This is a genomic window from Parabacteroides sp. merdae-related_45_40 (assembly GCF_001915675.1).
Genome location: NZ_MNQY01000047.1, coordinates 55,193 through 71,143 on the forward strand (window position 1 = coordinate 55,193; position 15,951 = coordinate 71,143).

Genomic DNA, 15,951 nt, shown 5'->3' on the forward strand with positions numbered 1-15,951 from the left:
GAGGCTATGCCGATACTGGCGCAAGGCAACGCCAGTACTGGTATTTTTTATCGGATAAACAGGAGTTCCCTATACTTCGGCAACGGCCACATCTGGTTGTCCACCATCAGCTCCAGATCATCGATATGGTCACGGATCTCATCCAAATAAGGGGCCACCGAGTCGTGGTAAGCGATCGCCTTTTCCCGCATATCGGTCAAGCGGTTCGCTTTCTTGCGGGCCTCTACCATCTCATCCACTTTCTTGGTCACGGCACAGATATGTCCGGCTATCTTACGAACCAAGCGACGGGGCTCTTCCGACATATCGCGGAATTCCGGGTCGTCGCCGAATGTCTCTTTCAACTTCGCTATATTATCCAGCAATACGCTCTGGTAACGAACGGCTACCGGGATGATATGATTCAAGGATAAATCCCCTAATACCCGGGCCTCGATCTGTACCTTTTTGATATAGACTTCCCATTTTACTTCATTACGCGCTTCCAATTCTTTCTGGGTAAGTACGCCGGTAGACGTGAACATCTCGATCGACTCCGGTTTAAGATAAGCGTCATATTGCAAGGGAACACTATTTTGGCAATCCAGACCTCGCTTGGCGGCTTCCTCTTTCCATTCATCCGAATAACCGTTCCCATCGAAGCGGATCGGCTTAGATTCCTTGATATAGGCTTTCAGCACCTTGAAGATCGCTACTTCCTTGCTTTTTCCTTCCGCTTGCAAAGCCTCTACGTCCTTCTTGAATTGTTGCAATTGATAGGCTACGGCGGAGTTCAACGCTAACATGGCCGATCCGCAGTTCACGGAAGAGCCCGGGGCGCGGAACTCAAAACGGTTTCCGGTGAAGGCGAAAGGAGAGGTACGGTTACGATCCGTATTGTCCAACAGCAGTTCGGGGATCTGCCCGAAGCCAAGATGCAAACCCTTTTTATCGTCTACCTCGATAGCGTCCTCGATAGAGCTATTCTCAAACTTATCCAAGATCTCGCTGATTTGCGTTCCGAGGAAAGTGGAGATGATAGCGGGAGGTGCCTCGTTCGCACCTAGGCGGTGTGCGTTCGTGGCGGAAGCGATACTCGCTTTTAATAAAGCGTTGTATTTATAAACGGCCATGATAGTGTTCACCACGAAGGTGATGAAGCGTAGGTTGTCCTCACGGTCTTTACCCGGAGAGAATAAGTTTACCCCCTTGTCTGTTCCCATAGACCAGTTACAGTGTTTACCGGAACCGTTTACCCCGTTAAATGGCTTCTCGTGCAATAATACACGGAAATTATGACGGCGGGAGACACGTTTCATGACCGACATCAATAATTGGTTATGGTCGTTGGCTAGGTTACATTCCTCGTAAATAGGAGCTAGCTCGAACTGGTTGGGGGCTACCTCGTTATGGCGGGTCTTTACCGGGATACCTAGTTTATAGCATTCGGTTTCCAAGTCTTTCATGAATTCTTGTACACGAGAGGGGATAGCGCCAAAATAATGGTCGTCTAATTGTTGGTTCTTTGCGCTCTCATGTCCGAGCAAGGTACGCTCGGTGAGTGAGAGGTCCGGACGGGCGGAATACAAGTCCTCGTCAACAAGGAAATATTCCTGTTCCCAACCTAGGTAAGTAATTATCTTATTGACATCCTCATCGAAATATCTATATACGTCCTTGGCGGCTTCTCCCAATACTTCGATAGAGCGGATCAGCGGGGTCTTATAATCCAGTGCTTCACCGGTATAAGCGATAAATACGGTTGGGATACAAAGTGTGTCATCTACGATAAAAGCGGGAGAGGAGGGGTCCCAAGCGGAGTAGCCGCGGGCCTCGAAGGTATTACGAAGTCCACCGTTCGGGAAACTGGAAGCGTCCGGTTCTTGCTGGACAAGCAATTTGCCGCTGAACTCCTCGATCATGCCACCGTTACCATCGTGTTCCACGAAAGCGTCGTGCTTCTCGGCGGTGCCATCGGTAAGCGGTTGAAACCAGTGGGTGTAATGAGTGACTCCTTTTTCCAGTGCCCACATACGCATGCCGGCTGCCACATGATTGGCGATTTCCCGGTCGATAGGTGTGCCATTGTCAATGGCGTGGGTCAAGGCTTTGTACGTTTCCTTGGAGAGATATTTCTGCATTGCCTTCCGGTTGAAGACATTCTCGCCATAGTACTCAGATACTTTGTGTTCGGGAGTAACGGCTTCCACGGCCTTTCGGTTGGATGCCTTCTCCACAGCATTAAAGCGTGAGATTGACATTGTTGAATTGTTTTATGTTTTTACGACGCAAAAATACAAAACAGTTGACAATTGACAGTCAATGATTGACAATTATTTAGTTTTCTCTATTAAATTGTCGATTTACTTCTCTAACTGTCAATTGCCAACTACTAACGGTCAACTATTAAAACAAACTCCAAGCCACCGTCAATCCCGCCATCACGATCGCTACCATGCTCATCAACTTGATAAGGATATTCAAACTCGGGCCGGAAGTGTCTTTGAACGGATCGCCAACCGTATCGCCGACAACGGTTGCCTTATGCGCCTCGCTACCCTTGCCACCGTGGTTTCCTTCCTCGATGAATTTCTTTGCGTTATCCCATGCTCCTCCGGCGTTCGCCATGAATACGGCTAATACGAAGCCCGTGCTTAATCCACCGATCAATAGTCCGACAACGCCTGTCACACCAAATATGAGTCCCGTTAAGATGGGGGCGATAATAGCTAAAACGGAGGGAAGTACCATTTCGTGTTGCGCTCCCTTCGTCGAGATCTCAACGCAACGGGCATAATCCGGTTGTGCCTCTCCAGTCAGAATACCCTTGATTTCCTTGAACTGACGGCGAACTTCCTCCACCATGTGCCCGGCCGCACGTCCTACAGCGTTCATCGTAAGGCCACAGAACATGAATGCCATCATGGAACCTAGGAACATTCCGGCTAAAACCTTAGGATTCATTAAGGTAACATCATAATATACCATAAAGTCCGAGAATGAGGCTTTAGATATTTCGATACTCCTGCCATCGGTAAAGTTCAGGACGGTCTCTCCTAAACGGAGCAAACCGATCTTGATCTCTTCTACATAAGAGGCCAACAGAGCCAAGCCGGTTAACGCGGCGGAACCGATAGCGAAACCTTTACCTGTAGCGGCAGTCGTATTTCCTAATGAATCCAATGCGTCTGTACGCTTGCGGACTTCTTTCCCTAGGTTACACATCTCGGCGTTGCCTCCGGCATTATCCGCTATGGGACCGTAAGCGTCTGTAGCCAACGTAATACCTAAGGTCGATAGCATACCTACGGCCGCTATACCGATTCCGTATAATCCCATGCCCACGTTCGTGAAGTCGAATCCGGAGGCGAACAAGAAGGAACAAATAATACCGACCACGACGGCAAGTACCGGGATGGCCGTAGAGAGCATACCTAGTCCGAGACCGGAGATAATAACCGTTGCCGGCCCAGTCAGTCCCGCTTCGGAGACGAGCCGGGTCGGTTTATAGGATTGGGAGGTATAATATTCCGTCGCCTGCCCGATCACGATTCCGACTAGCAGACCTACGATCACGGAACAACCGATCCAGAACCAATTCTCCATGCCTAATACATAAAGAATCCCGAACGTGGAGATAGCGATCAATACGGAACTCAAGTTCGTTCCTATGGCTAAGGCTTTCAATAGTTGCTTGATCGTCGCGTTCTCATTCGTACGGACGGCGAAAATACCAATAATAGATAAAATGATACCGACAGCGGCGATAAGCATTGGGGCGACAACCGCCTTATATTGTAATTCTACGCTTCCGGAAGAAACGAACGCGGCGGCTCCCAATGCGGCGGTCGCTAGGATAGAACCGCAATAAGATTCATATAGGTCGGCTCCCATACCGGCGACGTCACCTACATTGTCGCCTACGTTATCGGCGATTGTCGCCGGGTTACGAGGATCATCCTCCGGGATCCCAGCCTCAACTTTACCTACTAAATCCGCTCCGACATCGGCGGCTTTCGTATAGATTCCTCCTCCTACACGTGCGAACAAGGCTTGCGTGGAGGCACCCATTCCGAATGTAAGCATGGTTGTCGTGATAATGGTGAGTTTATGGGTCGGGTCCAAAGCCTCGTCTGGGATGAAAGCATTTAACAGGATATACCAGAATGAGATATCCAGCAATCCAAGTCCTACAACGACTAAGCCCATGACCGCCCCGCTTCGAAAAGCGACTTGTAAGCCTTTGTTCAAGGAAGTGCGGGCCGCGTTCGCCGTACGGGCCGAGGCATAAGTCGCTGTCTTCATGCCTAAGAAACCCGCTAATCCGGAAAAGAAACCTCCTGTCAGGAAGGCGATCGGAACCCATTCGTTTTGAACATGGAAGCCATAGGCCATAATAGAGAATAAGATTACTAGGACAACGAAAACCGAGGCGACTACTTTGTATTGCTGTTTCAGATACGACATCGCCCCTTCACGCACAAAGGAGGCGATCTTTTTCATCAACTCAGTTCCTTCACTCTCTTTCATCATCTGCCTGAAGAAGTACCAGGCAAATGCTAGCGCTAGGACAGACGCTAACGGGATAATCCAGAAAATACTCGTAATCATAACATGGTAGATTTAATGTTATACTTAGAAAGCAATGTGACAACACCTTTACTTTCCGTGTAAATGTAGCAAAAATAAAAGAGGATGGAAACTTTTTCCCTAATAATAATGTTTGTAATTAAAAAAAACAGCATATTTGTCACTTGATTAAGAGATAAGAAATAAATGGCAGAAGAGACAAACCATAAACCCTATAGGTTGGGCTTGGCGCTTAGCGGAGGCGGAGCGAAAGGTTTTGCGCATATCGGAGTATTCCGGATGATGGAGGAATGCGGGCTGAAGCCGGATATCATAGCCGGTACCAGTGTCGGATCCTTAATGGGCACCTTGTTTGCCGATGGCTATTCGGCGGCGGAGATCCAAGAACTTTTTACCGGACGTGAGTTCTCGGAATTCGCCCAGTTGCAGATTCCGAAGGCGGGTTTGTTCGATAGTAAGCGCTTTCGTTATTTCTTGAGGCGACACTTGCGGACCAAGAACATCGAGGACTTGCAGATTCCGATGGTGATTGTCGCGACTGATTTGGATAATGGCGAAAGCCATGAATTTAGGAGTGGTCCTATTGTTGAGGCGGTGACAGCTTCTTGTAGTATCCCGATTATTTTCAGTCCTGTAGTCATCAATGGCGTTCATTATGTGGATGGAGGATTATTTCACAACTTTCCGGTCTCCATCATCCGTGAGGAATGTGAGCGTATTATCGGGGTGAACGTAAGCCCGTTGATCCCGCAAAAATATAAGCAGACCATATTCCATATCGCCGAGCGCTCTTATCATTATATGTTCCGGGCAAATACGCTGGAGGATCGAGAGATGTGTGATGTCTTAATAGAGGCGGAGGAGTTTGGCTTATATAAGACATTCGATCTTGAGAATGTAGACGTGATTTGTAATATTGGCTATTCCGCCGCTGCCCGTTGCTTTGAGAAAGTGTTGGATGAGAATAAATATGAAACCTTGGTGAAAGCGATCGCGGCAAGAAAGAAAGGCCTGATGCCGTGACAAATCGTCTGTCTGGACAAAGCGCTTTCCCACAAAAACTTTATATATAGATGAACGCAATGGAACAAAAAAACAAGATGGTAATTTATCAGGTATTCCCGCGTTGGTTTGGGAATCTGCGACCATCTCCTGTAATGAATGGTAGTTTAGCCGAGAATGGAGTGGGTAAGTTTTCGGCTTTTACTCCTTTGGCTTTATCCAAAATCAAAGAACTAGGTGTTACTCATGTATGGTATACAGGGGTGATAGAGCACGCTACAAAAACCGATTACACCATGTTTGGCATCCGGAAAGACCATTCTGCCGTAGTAAAAGGTAAGGCCGGATCTCCATATGCTATAAAAGATTACTATGATATAGATCCGGATTTGGCGGATAATATCCAGAACCGTATGAGTGAGTTCGAGGATTTGGTGAAACGTACGCATGAGGCTGGGATGAAGGTTATTATCGATTTTGTACCCAACCATGTGGCACGTCAATATTTCTCGGACGCACGGGAACCTTTCGTGGAGGACTTAGGCCAAACGGATAATGTGTCTAAGGCTTTTGATGTGAATAATAACTTTTATTATCTTCCGGGGCAGACCTTGACGCTTCGTTTTGATCCGCAGCGTGAGGAGGATTTTGCCTATAGTGAGTTCCCGGCGAAGGTGACCGGTAACAATCATTTCGATGCCTATCCAAGCCAGAACGATTGGTATGAGACGGTGAAGCTGAACTACGGCGTGGATTATATGCACGGTGGTGCTTGCCATTTCAATACCATTCCCAATACGTGGGAGAAAATGTTGGAGATCTTGTTGTTCTGGGCTGATAAGGGAGTGGATGGTTTTCGTTGTGATATGGCTGAGATGGTCCCGGTAGAGTTTTGGAACTGGGTGATTCCTCAGGTGAAGAAGGTGCGTGATGTGATCTTTATAGCGGAGGTGTATAATCCGGATGAGTATAGGAATTATATTTATACGGGACACTTTGATTATTTGTATGACAAGGTTGGTCTTTATGATACGGTTCGTGCGGTGATGTGCGGACAGGCTCCGGCTAGTAATATATCGCATTGTTGGCAATCGTTGGAGGGAATCCAGAAAAATATGTTGAATTTCTTGGAGAATCACGATGAACAGCGTGTCGCTTCTGATTTCTTTGCGGGGGATGCTCGTCCGGGTATTCCGGGCATGATTGTCTCCGCTGCCATGAATACGAATCCGGTTATGATCTATAGTGGTCAGGAACTTGGCGAAAGAGGAATGGACGCGGAAGGTTTCAGTGGACGTGATGGCCGTACGACCATCTTCGATTATTGGAGCGTCGAGAGTTTGCGAAACTGGAATAATAATGGACTCTTTGATGGGGCTAAATTAACGCCGGCAGAACGCTCGTTGCGTGAGATGTACGCTAAGTTATTGAATGTGGTACGATCCGAGCCGGTTATTGTCGAGGGAGCGTTTTATGATTTGATGTACGCGAACTCCGGTAATCCTTATTTCAATCCGAACCGTCAGTATGCGTTCTTGCGCAAATGGAAGAACGAGGTACTTCTGGTTGTCGTGAATTTCGACCGTGCCGACCAATGTGTATGGGTAAATATCCCGGTCGAGGCATTCAAGGCTCTTGATTTTGAGGATAACAAACCGGCTGAATTGACCGACTTGTTAACCGGGGAAACGACTATCAGTACGCTAACAGACGCTTATCCTTATCAAGTGAAACTCCCTGCTTATTCCGGTAAGATGCTAAAGTTCTCTTTTCTCCATAAATAAGAGCTTTCTTGAAAAGTTTAGGTGTGCTGTATAGATAATTCGTTGGTGGAGTTAGGTGGTTGATACGGGACATCTAGCTTCATCGGGCAAGTAACTTAAGTGAAATGGCAAAGTAACTTAACATACTTGCCCGATGAAGCTAGATGACTTTTTTCTTTGATTTAAATGAAAAGAAGGGAAGCCATATAATAAATGCCAGCTGCTAAAAGCCCACTTACCGGGATCGTAAGAACCCATGCGGTCATCAAGCTTTGAGTTACTCCCCAACGAACGGCTGAAAGACGTTTGGTCGCACCAACTCCGATAATAGCCCCTGTAATCGTATGCGTGGTACTCCACTATCAGAGATGGGGCGTGGGTTATAGATGGTAATACGTTTGGCGGAACTTTATCTCTGTTTCCGTGCTTTTAGTTTAGCCCGTACTACCTCTATTACGGCAGGAAGTATGGATATGAATATAATTGCTATGATCAATATCTTGAGGTTCTGCTGTACGAAAGGAAGATCTCCGAAAAAGTATCCCGTATAGCAGAAAAGCAGTACCCAGAAAGCGCCGCCTATCAGGTTGTAGATCATGAAATAGTAATAGTGCATTTTACCCATTCCGGCTACAAAGGGAGCGAAAGTACGGACAATCGGTACGAATCGGGCGATGATTATGGTTTTGCCTCCATATTTTTTGTAGAACTCATGCGTTTTGTCCAAATGGCTTTTCTTGAATATCTTGGAGTTGGGATTGTTAAATAGTTTACGACCGAAAAAATGACCTATCATATAATTACAGGAGTCTCCCAATACTGCCGCCGCGAATAATATCAAGGCTAAGAGATTTATCTCTAGAGGCATACCGGGTAACGCTGTTATCGCTCCGGCGACGAACAAGAGGGAATCCCCGGGCAAGAATGGGGTGACTACCAATCCCGTTTCACAAAAAATGATTAGGAATAATATCGCGTAGGCCCAAGTATGATATTCTTGTACGATCTCGATCATATGCTGATCGATATGTAAGATGAAGTCTAATAAAAATTCCATTTTATATTGATTATTAATTGATAATAACTATCCTATATGACCCAATAAGAAAACAAAATAGATGTTTATTCTGTTCCCTTTGAGAAATCTAGAAAATAAGAATAGTGAGAAAGCGGACATTAAAGTGCTATCTTCTACTTTTTTGATGGAAATAAGGGGGAAAGAGAGTTTAAATGAGAATACGTCTTAGAGTATAGATATAGTACCCATAGGAGAACTTAAGGGGATTTATACAAAATGAAATGAATGTTTGTCTTTCTTTAGGATATTGAGTTTTTATAAACCGTACGATCCTTTCCGCGGATGAGGATAGGTTTGTCCTTGAGTTTTTTGATGTGGAGATGTTGCGGAATAGTGAAGCCCTGATATAGCCATCTTCCATCTTATAGCTTTGTTTTCCGTTGTATAGCTCTTTTTCGTATCGTTCGATATCTGCTTGGGGGATATTGTATTCCGTCTTGTCTTCATTCGGAGAGTACATGGTGTAAATATCGTTGTATTTCTGTTGGTTCTCGGGAGTTGATGAAGAACCCGAAGTCAGAAATACACTTACCAATACGAAGAAATAGAGTAAATACTTCATCATTGCGGTTGCAAATATAGAAAGTTTTCCAAATATAAAGAGGTTATTGTAAATAAGTTTTGTACTTTTGCGGCACAATTCAAATCTATTCACTTTAAGATAAATATTCGGAATAATGAGTGCACAAACTCCTTTCTTGGTGTTTTCGGGAACGAACTCCCGGTATCTTGCAGAGAAAATTTGCAACAGTTTAGGTTGTCCTCTGGGACAGATGAATATCCAGCACTTTGCCGATGGTGAGTTCTCTGTTTCTTATGAAGAGTCTATCCGCGGTAGAGATGTATTCTTAGTACAATCTACATTCCCTAATTCAGACAATCTGATGGAGTTGCTTCTGATGATTGACGCGGCTAAACGTGCTTCCGCACATTCAATCATCGCTGTAGTCCCTTACTTCGGTTGGGCTCGTCAGGATAGAAAGGATAAGCCTCGTGTTTCTATTGGCGCAAAGTTGATCGCTGATATGTTGAGCACGGCAGGTATCAATCGTTTGATTACGATGGACCTTCATGCGGATCAGATCCAAGGATTTTTCAATGTTCCGGTGGATCACTTATATGCTTCTTCCGTATTCTTGGACTATATCAAGACGTCTTTACCTTTGGATAACTTGTGTATCGCGACTCCGGATGTTGGTGGTACGAAACGTGCCAGCAGCTATTCTAAGTATTTAGGCTTGCCGATGGTCATTTGCCACAAATCTCGTTTGCGTGCCAATGAGGTGGCCGAGATGCGTATTATCGGTGATGTGACGGGCTTGGATGTCCTTTTGGTTGATGACATGGTGGATACGGCCGGAACAATTACGAAAGCCGCGAACTTGATGTTGGAGAATGGCGCGAAGTCTGTTCGTGCTATCGCCAGCCACGCTGTGATGTCTGATCCGGCTTCTACTCGTGTAGATCAGTCCGCTTTAACGGAAATGATCTTTACGGATTCTATTCCTTACGCTAAGAAATGCGAGAAAGTAAAGGTGTTATCTGTTGCTGACATGTTTGCAGAGGCGATCCGTCGTGTATGTAGTGGTGAGTCTATCAGCTCTTTATATGCTATTTAATAGAATAAGATAGAAAAATAAAAACGGTCGCTTCCTTTTGGAGGCGACCGTTTTTTATTTAGAATAAATCTGAATATGTGTTACTTGGTCTCATCAATAATCATGCCGCTGCCCAGACATAAGTGATGGTCTTTGTCGTAGATTACACTGTATTGGCCAGGAGCGATACCTTGAATCTTTTCGTCGGATTCTACACGATATAGATCTCCGATACGACGGATGTAGCCATGCGTAAATTCCGGGGTATGACGGATCTTGAAAGTGATTTCTTTCTCACCCTCAAATTCTCCCCATGGATCTTCCGTGATGAAATCGAAGCCTTGCATATTGATCACCTTACCATATTGCGTTTCCGGGTCGTAGCCGTTGGAGACATAAATGATATTTCGCTTAATGTCTTTTTGGATAACGAACCAAGGGCCGCCACTTAATCCCAATCCCTTACGTTGGCCGATCGTATGGAACCAATATCCATTGTGTTTACCCAAGACCTTACCCGTCTCTAGTTCCACGATTTTTCCCGGGCGTTTTCCTAAATAACGCTCTATAAAGTCGTTGTAGTTAATCTTGCCTAAGAAGCAAATGCCTTGGCTATCCTTACGCTTGGCGCTCGGCAATTTCTGGGCCTCGGCGATGGCACGTACCTCACTTTTCATTAAATGCCCGATCGGAAACATGAGTTTCTGTATCTGTAGGCGGGTGATTTGCCCTAAGAAATCAGTCTGATCTTTTACCGGGTCCTTGGCGGTAGAAAGCCATATCTTGCCGTCTATCTCCGTGGTCGTGGCATAATGACCGGTAGCGATCTTATCGAAATCCTTGCCCCATTTTTCCTCGAAACAACCGAACTTGATATATTTATTACACATCATATCCGGGTTAGGGGTAAGACCGCGTTTGACAGATTCGATCGTATAGCTTACCACCCGATCCCAATACTCGTCGTGTAAGGAGACGATCTCGAACCGGCATCCATACTTGCGGGCGATATATGAGGTGATCTCGATATCCTCTTCCGCCGGGCAATCGATATAGCCATCCTTGTCTTCCATACCGATACGGATATAGAAGATGGTCGGATCGTATCCTGCCTCTTTGAGTTGATGCACTACGACAGAGCTGTCTACTCCTCCTGAAACTAATGCCGCTATTTCCATTCTCTTTTTTGTCTTTGCTTTTGAACTTACAAAAGTAGAGAAAAAATCTCAAACCTTTGATATTGACTGTATATTCTCTATCTTTGCGGTTGGCCCTTATTGGAATGCGGGCCTTCAAACTATGTACTTTAGATGTAATATATTATAGGAAAAGCAAATCGTAGTAAGTATGAAAAAAATAATGTTATCGCTTATGACAGCTATGGTTATGACGGCTTGTACAGGCCAACAGTCGGATACGGCATCTCAAAATTCCGATAAGGAGTTCAATTATGTAGTGGATCAGTTCGCTGATCTGGAGATTCTTCGCTATAAAGTTCCGGGTTTCGAATCCCTGTCCTTGCGACAAAAGCAACTATTATATCATCTTTCCGAAGCGGCCTTGATGGGACGTGATATATTCTTCGATCAGAATGGACGCTATAATCTGGCGATCCGCAGGACACTGGAGGCTATTTATACGAATTATAAGGGAGATCGGGAGGACCCTCAATTCAAGGCTTTGGAAACCTATTTGAAACGGGTGTGGTTCTCCAGTGGTATCCATCATCATTATGCGTTGGACAAGTTTGCCCCGGGGTTTTCTCCTGAGTTCTTGATGGATTGTATTCACCAAATCGACGCTAAGAAGTTACCTCTTCGTGAGAATCAAAACGTGGATCAGTTCATGATCGAGATCGCTCCGGTAATCTTTGATCCGGGCGTTATGCCAAAGCGTAGCGTACAAAGCGGTGACGGTGATCTGATCAAAGCTTCTTCTAATAATTATTACGGGGGAGGCATCAGTCAAAAAGAGGTAGAGGACTTCTATGCGCAAATGAAGATGGGAAAAGATACGATCTCGCCGATCTCTTACGGGTTGAATAGCCGTTTGGTAAAAGAGAACGGTACGGTCGTTGAAAAGGTTTGGAAAGTAGGAGGGCTTTATTCCGCCGCGATAGAAAAAATCGTAGATCAATTGCGACAAGCCTTGCCTTTCGCCGAGAATGATACGCAGAAAGCGATCATCGGGAAATTGATCGAATATTATCAAACGGGCGATTTGAAGACTTTCGATGCTTATTCGATCCTTTGGGTAGAGGATACAGCTTCGGAAGTGGATTTCGTGAATGGCTTTATCGAGACTTATGGGGATCCGTTAGGAATGAAAGCAAGCTGGGAGTCTACCGTAAATTTTACGAATAAGGAGGCGACTAAGCGTACGAAAATCATCAGTGATAATGCGCAATGGTTTGAGGATCATTCTCCGGTAGATAAGCGTTTCAAGAAGGAGAAGGTGAAAGGAGTCAGCGCTAAGGTAATCACGGTATCTATGTTGGGAGGTGATTGCTATCCGGCTACCCCGATCGGTATCAATTTGCCAAATGCGGATTGGATTCGTCGAGATCATGGCTCGAAGTCTGTTACGATAGAGAATATCACGGAGGCTTATGATAAGGCATCTCAGGGAAATGGCTTTAGCGAAGAGTTTGTTTGGAGTGACGTGGAGCGGAACGGTATGAGGCAGTACGGTTTCTTAACGGATAATCTACATACGGATTTACATGAGTGTCTGGGACATGGTTCCGGTAAATTGCTGGAAAATACGGACCCGGATGCGCTGAAAGCCTATAGCTCTACACTGGAGGAAACCCGTGCGGATTTGTTTGGCCTGTATTATTTGGCAGATCCGAAGCTGGTGGAACTGGGATTACTTCCGGACGGCGAGGCTTATAAATCGGAATACTATAAATATATAATGAATGGCTTGATGACCCAGTTGGTTCGCATCGAGCTAGGCAAGAATGTAGAAGAGGCGCATATGCGTAACCGTCAGTTGATCGCTAAGTGGGCTTACGAGAAAGGGAAGGAAGCGAATGTGATCGAACTGAAAAAACGGGATGGAAAGACCTATGTGGTTGTGAATGACTATCCGAGGTTACGTGAGTTGTTTGGAACATTGCTCGCTGAGATTCAACGTATCAAGAGTGAGGGTGACTATGCGGCCGGAAAGAATCTTGTTGAAGGATACGGCGTGAAAGTAGATCCGGAGCTGCATGCGGAGGTCTTGGAGCGCTATGCTAAGTTGAACTTGGCTCCCTATAAAGGTTTTGTCAACCCTGTGATGAAAGAGGTAAAGAACTCTAACGGTGAGGTTACTGATATTGTCTTGGACTACACGGAAGGTTATACAGATCAGATGCTTCGTTATGGCTGTGATTATTCTTTCTTGCCGACTTATAATAATTAATAGATGGAAAGTTTACAAGACGAGATAAGGGAGATCCGCAAGCAACTTCGTTTGGCGATGAACGGGGTGATTTCTACGAGTATGCGTGAGAAAGGTATCGTATATAAGTTAAATTTCGGGGTTCCATACCCCGAAATAAAAGAAATCGCCCGCAAGCATAAACCGAATGGAGAACTGGCGGCGGCTCTATGGAAAGAAGATATTCGTGAGTTTAAGATCTTGGCGACATTTCTCCAACCTGCCGAGACGTTGCCTTTGGATGAGGCGAAACGTTGGGTCAAGGAGATTCCTTATTTAGAGATCGCGGAGCATTGTTGCCGGAACTTGTTCGTTCATCTGCCTTATATGGAGGACTTCACGTCTGATCTGGTTGCTGATAAGAAAAATGAGTTCGCTCGCACGGTCGCCTTTCTTACTTGGGCCGAGAATTTTAAGCGAGGTGGCAGCTTATCTTCTGTGGTTTTAGGATCTTTCTTGGCAGAAACCTTAAGTAGTCTAGCGGAGACTAAGGATTTTAAATCTACGCTGAAAGAGAAACAAGCGTCTATTCAAGCCATGAAGTTTTATGGGCGTCAATCCGAGGGGAATGCGGAAAGGATCCTAGACGGTTTCAAGGAATTTCAGGAGGCTGCGGGAAACACGCCGGAATTACAAGAAATCTATAATGAATTAAAATTCGAGTTTGAATATTATCGGTAAGGCTTTGCGTTTAAAATAAATGCGCTAACTTTGTCGTTTGTGCGGTCTTTAGGAGATGGAAGCGAAAGTTTATACGGAAATACGTGCGTTGTTTACCGAATATCTAACGGAGAAGAAACTGCGGAAAACCGAGGAGAGATATGCTATATTCAAGGAGATATGTGCTTTTCCCGGGCATTTTGATATGTGTATGCTTTCGGATCGGTTGGAGCAAGACAACTTCCATGTCAGTAAGGCTACACTCTATAATACGTTGGATGTACTGGTTGATGCCGGTTTGGTGGTGCGTCATCAAATAACCGTCCAGTCGGTGCAATATGAGTTGAGGATTTATGCCGATACGCATTTGGTTTGCACGAGATGCGGGGCCATCCGGGAGCTGCGAAACAGTACGTTGAAAGCGGATATGAGAAACTTGAAAGTCTCTCGTTTTACGCCGGAGTATTATTGTTTGTACATTTATGGCCTGTGCAGTAAATGCAAGTTTAAGCAGCAAAGGTCAGTTAAATAAGAATATTAATAGCCTATAATAAATATAGAAAAGATGAAAGTAGACGTTTTGTTAGGATTGCAATGGGGCGACGAGGGCAAAGGCAAGGTTGTCGATGTGCTGACTCCGAATTACGATGTGGTAACTCGTTTTCAAGGAGGCCCTAATGCCGGACATACATTGGAGTTTAACGGGGAAAAGTATGTGTTACGTTCGATTCCTTCCGGTATTTTCCAAGGTGGAAAAATAAACGTAATCGGTAACGGTGTCGTTCTGGACCCGTTATTGTTCAAGCAGGAAGCGGAATCATTGGCAGCGAGTGGTCACGATATCACCAAGCAGCTTTATATCTCTAAGAAAGCTCACCTAATTTTACCTACTCACCGGATCTTGGATGCCGCTTACGAGGCCGCAAAAGGTTCCGGAAAGATCGGTACGACAGGAAAGGGTATCGGCCCGACTTATACGGATAAGATTAGCCGTAACGGTGTTCGTGTGGGCGATTTGTTGCATAACTTCGAAGAGAAATATGCGGCCGCTAAAGCAAAACATGAAGCGATCTTGCGTTCATTGAACTATGAATATGATATAACCGAGATGGAGGCTCAATGGCTGGAGGCCTTGAACTACCTCAAACAATTCAAATTGATTGATAGCGAGCATGTCATCAATAACTATTTGAAGGAAGGCAAGTCGGTCTTGGCGGAAGGCGCTCAAGGTACGATGCTGGATATAGACTTCGGTTCTTATCCATTCGTGACTTCCTCTAACACGATCTGTGCCGGATGTTGTACGGGACTGGGGGTTTCTCCCCGGAATATCGGTGAGGTATATGGAATCTTCAAGGCTTATTGTACACGTGTAGGTAGCGGTCCGTTCCCGACCGAGTTGTTTGATGAGGTGGGAGATAAGATCGGTCAATTAGGCCATGAGTTCGGTGCGGTTACGGGACGTAAACGTCGTTGTGGCTGGATTGATTTGGTAGCCTTGAAATATGCCGTGATGATCAACGGTGTAAGCCAATTGATCATGATGAAAAGTGATGTGTTGGATACCTTCGATACGATCAAGGCTTGCGTGGCTTATAAGATGAATGGTGTCGAGACTAATGAGTTCCCGTATGAGATCGATGATACGATCGAACCTGTATACGTGGAGTTACCGGGTTGGAAGACGGACATGACGAAGATGCAGAGCGAGGACGAGTTCCCGGAGGAGTTCAACGCTTACCTTTCTTTCTTGGAGGAAGAACTGGGTGTGCCTGTGAAGATCGTTTCCGTAGGACCGGATCGTGAACAGACGATTGTCAGATATACAGAAGAATAAACTCGTTATAAATCGTAC

Annotated in this window: 12 protein-coding genes and 1 pseudogene; 7 read left to right on the plus strand and 6 right to left on the minus strand. The window is 45.4% G+C overall.

The features are described from left to right. Positions 1-47: 47 nt before the first annotated feature. Positions 48-2,240: a glutamine synthetase III family protein gene (locus tag BHV83_RS06835; protein WP_008779365.1), complete on the minus strand. Its 2,193-nt coding sequence runs from the start codon at positions 2,238-2,240 to the stop codon at positions 48-50. 145 nt (positions 2,241-2,385) lie between these two features. Then, a complete protein-coding gene (locus BHV83_RS06840; protein WP_121773322.1) occupies positions 2,386-4,590 on the minus strand; it encodes a sodium-translocating pyrophosphatase in 2,205 nt (734 codons plus the stop codon). 165 nt (positions 4,591-4,755) lie between these two features. Here BHV83_RS06840 and BHV83_RS06845 point away from each other — a divergent pair, with 165 nt between their 5' ends. Together BHV83_RS06845 and BHV83_RS06850 are read left to right on the plus strand one after the other, a co-directional pair. Then, positions 4,756-5,592 (plus strand): patatin-like phospholipase family protein, encoded by an 837-nt coding sequence (locus tag BHV83_RS06845; RefSeq protein ID WP_005868483.1) that lies wholly within the window; start codon positions 4,756-4,758, stop codon positions 5,590-5,592. A 59-nt stretch (positions 5,593-5,651) separates the two neighbouring features. Then, entirely contained in the window at positions 5,652-7,355 is a 1,704-nt protein-coding gene (locus BHV83_RS06850; RefSeq protein ID WP_008777935.1) for an alpha-amylase family glycosyl hydrolase, read from the plus strand. A 161-nt stretch (positions 7,356-7,516) separates the two neighbouring features. Here the strand turns inward: BHV83_RS06850 and BHV83_RS06855 are convergent. The 3 genes and pseudogenes from BHV83_RS06855 to BHV83_RS21835 form a co-directional block, all read right to left on the minus strand. Beyond that, positions 7,517-7,690 (minus strand): annotated as a pseudogene (locus BHV83_RS06855) (inorganic phosphate transporter); the annotation flags it as partial. A gap of 53 nt (positions 7,691-7,743) precedes the next feature. After that, positions 7,744-8,391: a DedA family protein gene (locus BHV83_RS06860; protein ID WP_121961217.1), complete on the minus strand. Its 648-nt coding sequence runs from the start codon at positions 8,389-8,391 to the stop codon at positions 7,744-7,746. Positions 8,392-8,560: 169 nt separating this feature from the next. Then, positions 8,561-8,977 carry a DUF8440 family protein gene (locus BHV83_RS21835; RefSeq protein ID WP_005868488.1) on the minus strand — a complete coding sequence of 139 codons (417 nt, stop codon included), beginning with the start codon at positions 8,975-8,977 and terminating at the stop codon, positions 8,561-8,563. Between the two features lie 112 nt (positions 8,978-9,089). Between BHV83_RS21835 and BHV83_RS06865 the strand changes: the two genes are divergently transcribed. Beyond that, a complete protein-coding gene (locus tag BHV83_RS06865; RefSeq protein ID WP_008772599.1) occupies positions 9,090-10,031 on the plus strand; it encodes a ribose-phosphate pyrophosphokinase in 942 nt (313 codons plus the stop codon). A gap of 80 nt (positions 10,032-10,111) precedes the next feature. On the opposite strand, the gene mnmA is transcribed toward BHV83_RS06865, so the two are convergent. Continuing rightward, on the minus strand, positions 10,112-11,188 hold the full coding sequence (gene mnmA / locus BHV83_RS06870; protein WP_005868490.1) for a tRNA 2-thiouridine(34) synthase MnmA: 1,077 nt from the start codon (positions 11,186-11,188) through the stop codon (positions 10,112-10,114). 169 nt (positions 11,189-11,357) lie between these two features. Between mnmA and BHV83_RS06875 the strand changes: the two genes are divergently transcribed. The 4 genes from BHV83_RS06875 to BHV83_RS06890 are packed head-to-tail and all read left to right on the plus strand — an operon-like array spanning position 11,358 to position 15,933. Next, entirely contained in the window at positions 11,358-13,418 is a 2,061-nt protein-coding gene (locus BHV83_RS06875; protein WP_195205799.1) for a dipeptidyl-peptidase 3 family protein, read from the plus strand. 3 nt (positions 13,419-13,421) lie between these two features. Further along, the gene (locus tag BHV83_RS06880; RefSeq protein ID WP_286757049.1) at positions 13,422-14,117 is read left to right on the plus strand and encodes a DNA alkylation repair protein; all 696 of its coding nucleotides are present in this window, start codon (positions 13,422-13,424) and stop codon (positions 14,115-14,117) included. A gap of 55 nt (positions 14,118-14,172) precedes the next feature. Further along, entirely contained in the window at positions 14,173-14,628 is a 456-nt protein-coding gene (locus BHV83_RS06885; protein ID WP_286757051.1) for a Fur family transcriptional regulator, read from the plus strand. 33 nt (positions 14,629-14,661) lie between these two features. Then, a complete protein-coding gene (locus tag BHV83_RS06890; RefSeq protein ID WP_036651340.1) occupies positions 14,662-15,933 on the plus strand; it encodes an adenylosuccinate synthase in 1,272 nt (423 codons plus the stop codon). Positions 15,934-15,951 lie beyond the last annotated feature (18 nt).

Bases quoted from the DNA above. Each gene is read 5' to 3' on its own strand.
- BHV83_RS06835 (WP_008779365.1), bottom strand. From the start codon at position 2,240: ATGTCAATCTCACGCTTTAATGCTGTGGAGAAGGCATCCAACCGAAAG.
- BHV83_RS06840 (WP_121773322.1), bottom strand. From the start codon at position 4,590: ATGATTACGAGTATTTTCTGGATTATCCCGTTAGCGTCTGTCCTAGCG.
- BHV83_RS06845 (WP_005868483.1), top strand. From the start codon at position 4,756: ATGGCAGAAGAGACAAACCATAAACCCTATAGGTTGGGCTTGGCGCTT.
- BHV83_RS06850 (WP_008777935.1), top strand. From the start codon at position 5,652: ATGGAACAAAAAAACAAGATGGTAATTTATCAGGTATTCCCGCGTTGG.
- BHV83_RS06860 (WP_121961217.1), bottom strand. From the start codon at position 8,391: ATGGAATTTTTATTAGACTTCATCTTACATATCGATCAGCATATGATC.
- BHV83_RS21835 (WP_005868488.1), bottom strand. From the start codon at position 8,977: ATGATGAAGTATTTACTCTATTTCTTCGTATTGGTAAGTGTATTTCTG.
- BHV83_RS06865 (WP_008772599.1), top strand. From the start codon at position 9,090: ATGAGTGCACAAACTCCTTTCTTGGTGTTTTCGGGAACGAACTCCCGG.
- mnmA (WP_005868490.1), bottom strand. From the start codon at position 11,188: ATGGAAATAGCGGCATTAGTTTCAGGAGGAGTAGACAGCTCTGTCGTA.
- BHV83_RS06875 (WP_195205799.1), top strand. From the start codon at position 11,358: ATGAAAAAAATAATGTTATCGCTTATGACAGCTATGGTTATGACGGCT.
- BHV83_RS06880 (WP_286757049.1), top strand. From the start codon at position 13,422: ATGGAAAGTTTACAAGACGAGATAAGGGAGATCCGCAAGCAACTTCGT.
- BHV83_RS06885 (WP_286757051.1), top strand. From the start codon at position 14,173: ATGGAAGCGAAAGTTTATACGGAAATACGTGCGTTGTTTACCGAATAT.
- BHV83_RS06890 (WP_036651340.1), top strand. From the start codon at position 14,662: ATGAAAGTAGACGTTTTGTTAGGATTGCAATGGGGCGACGAGGGCAAA.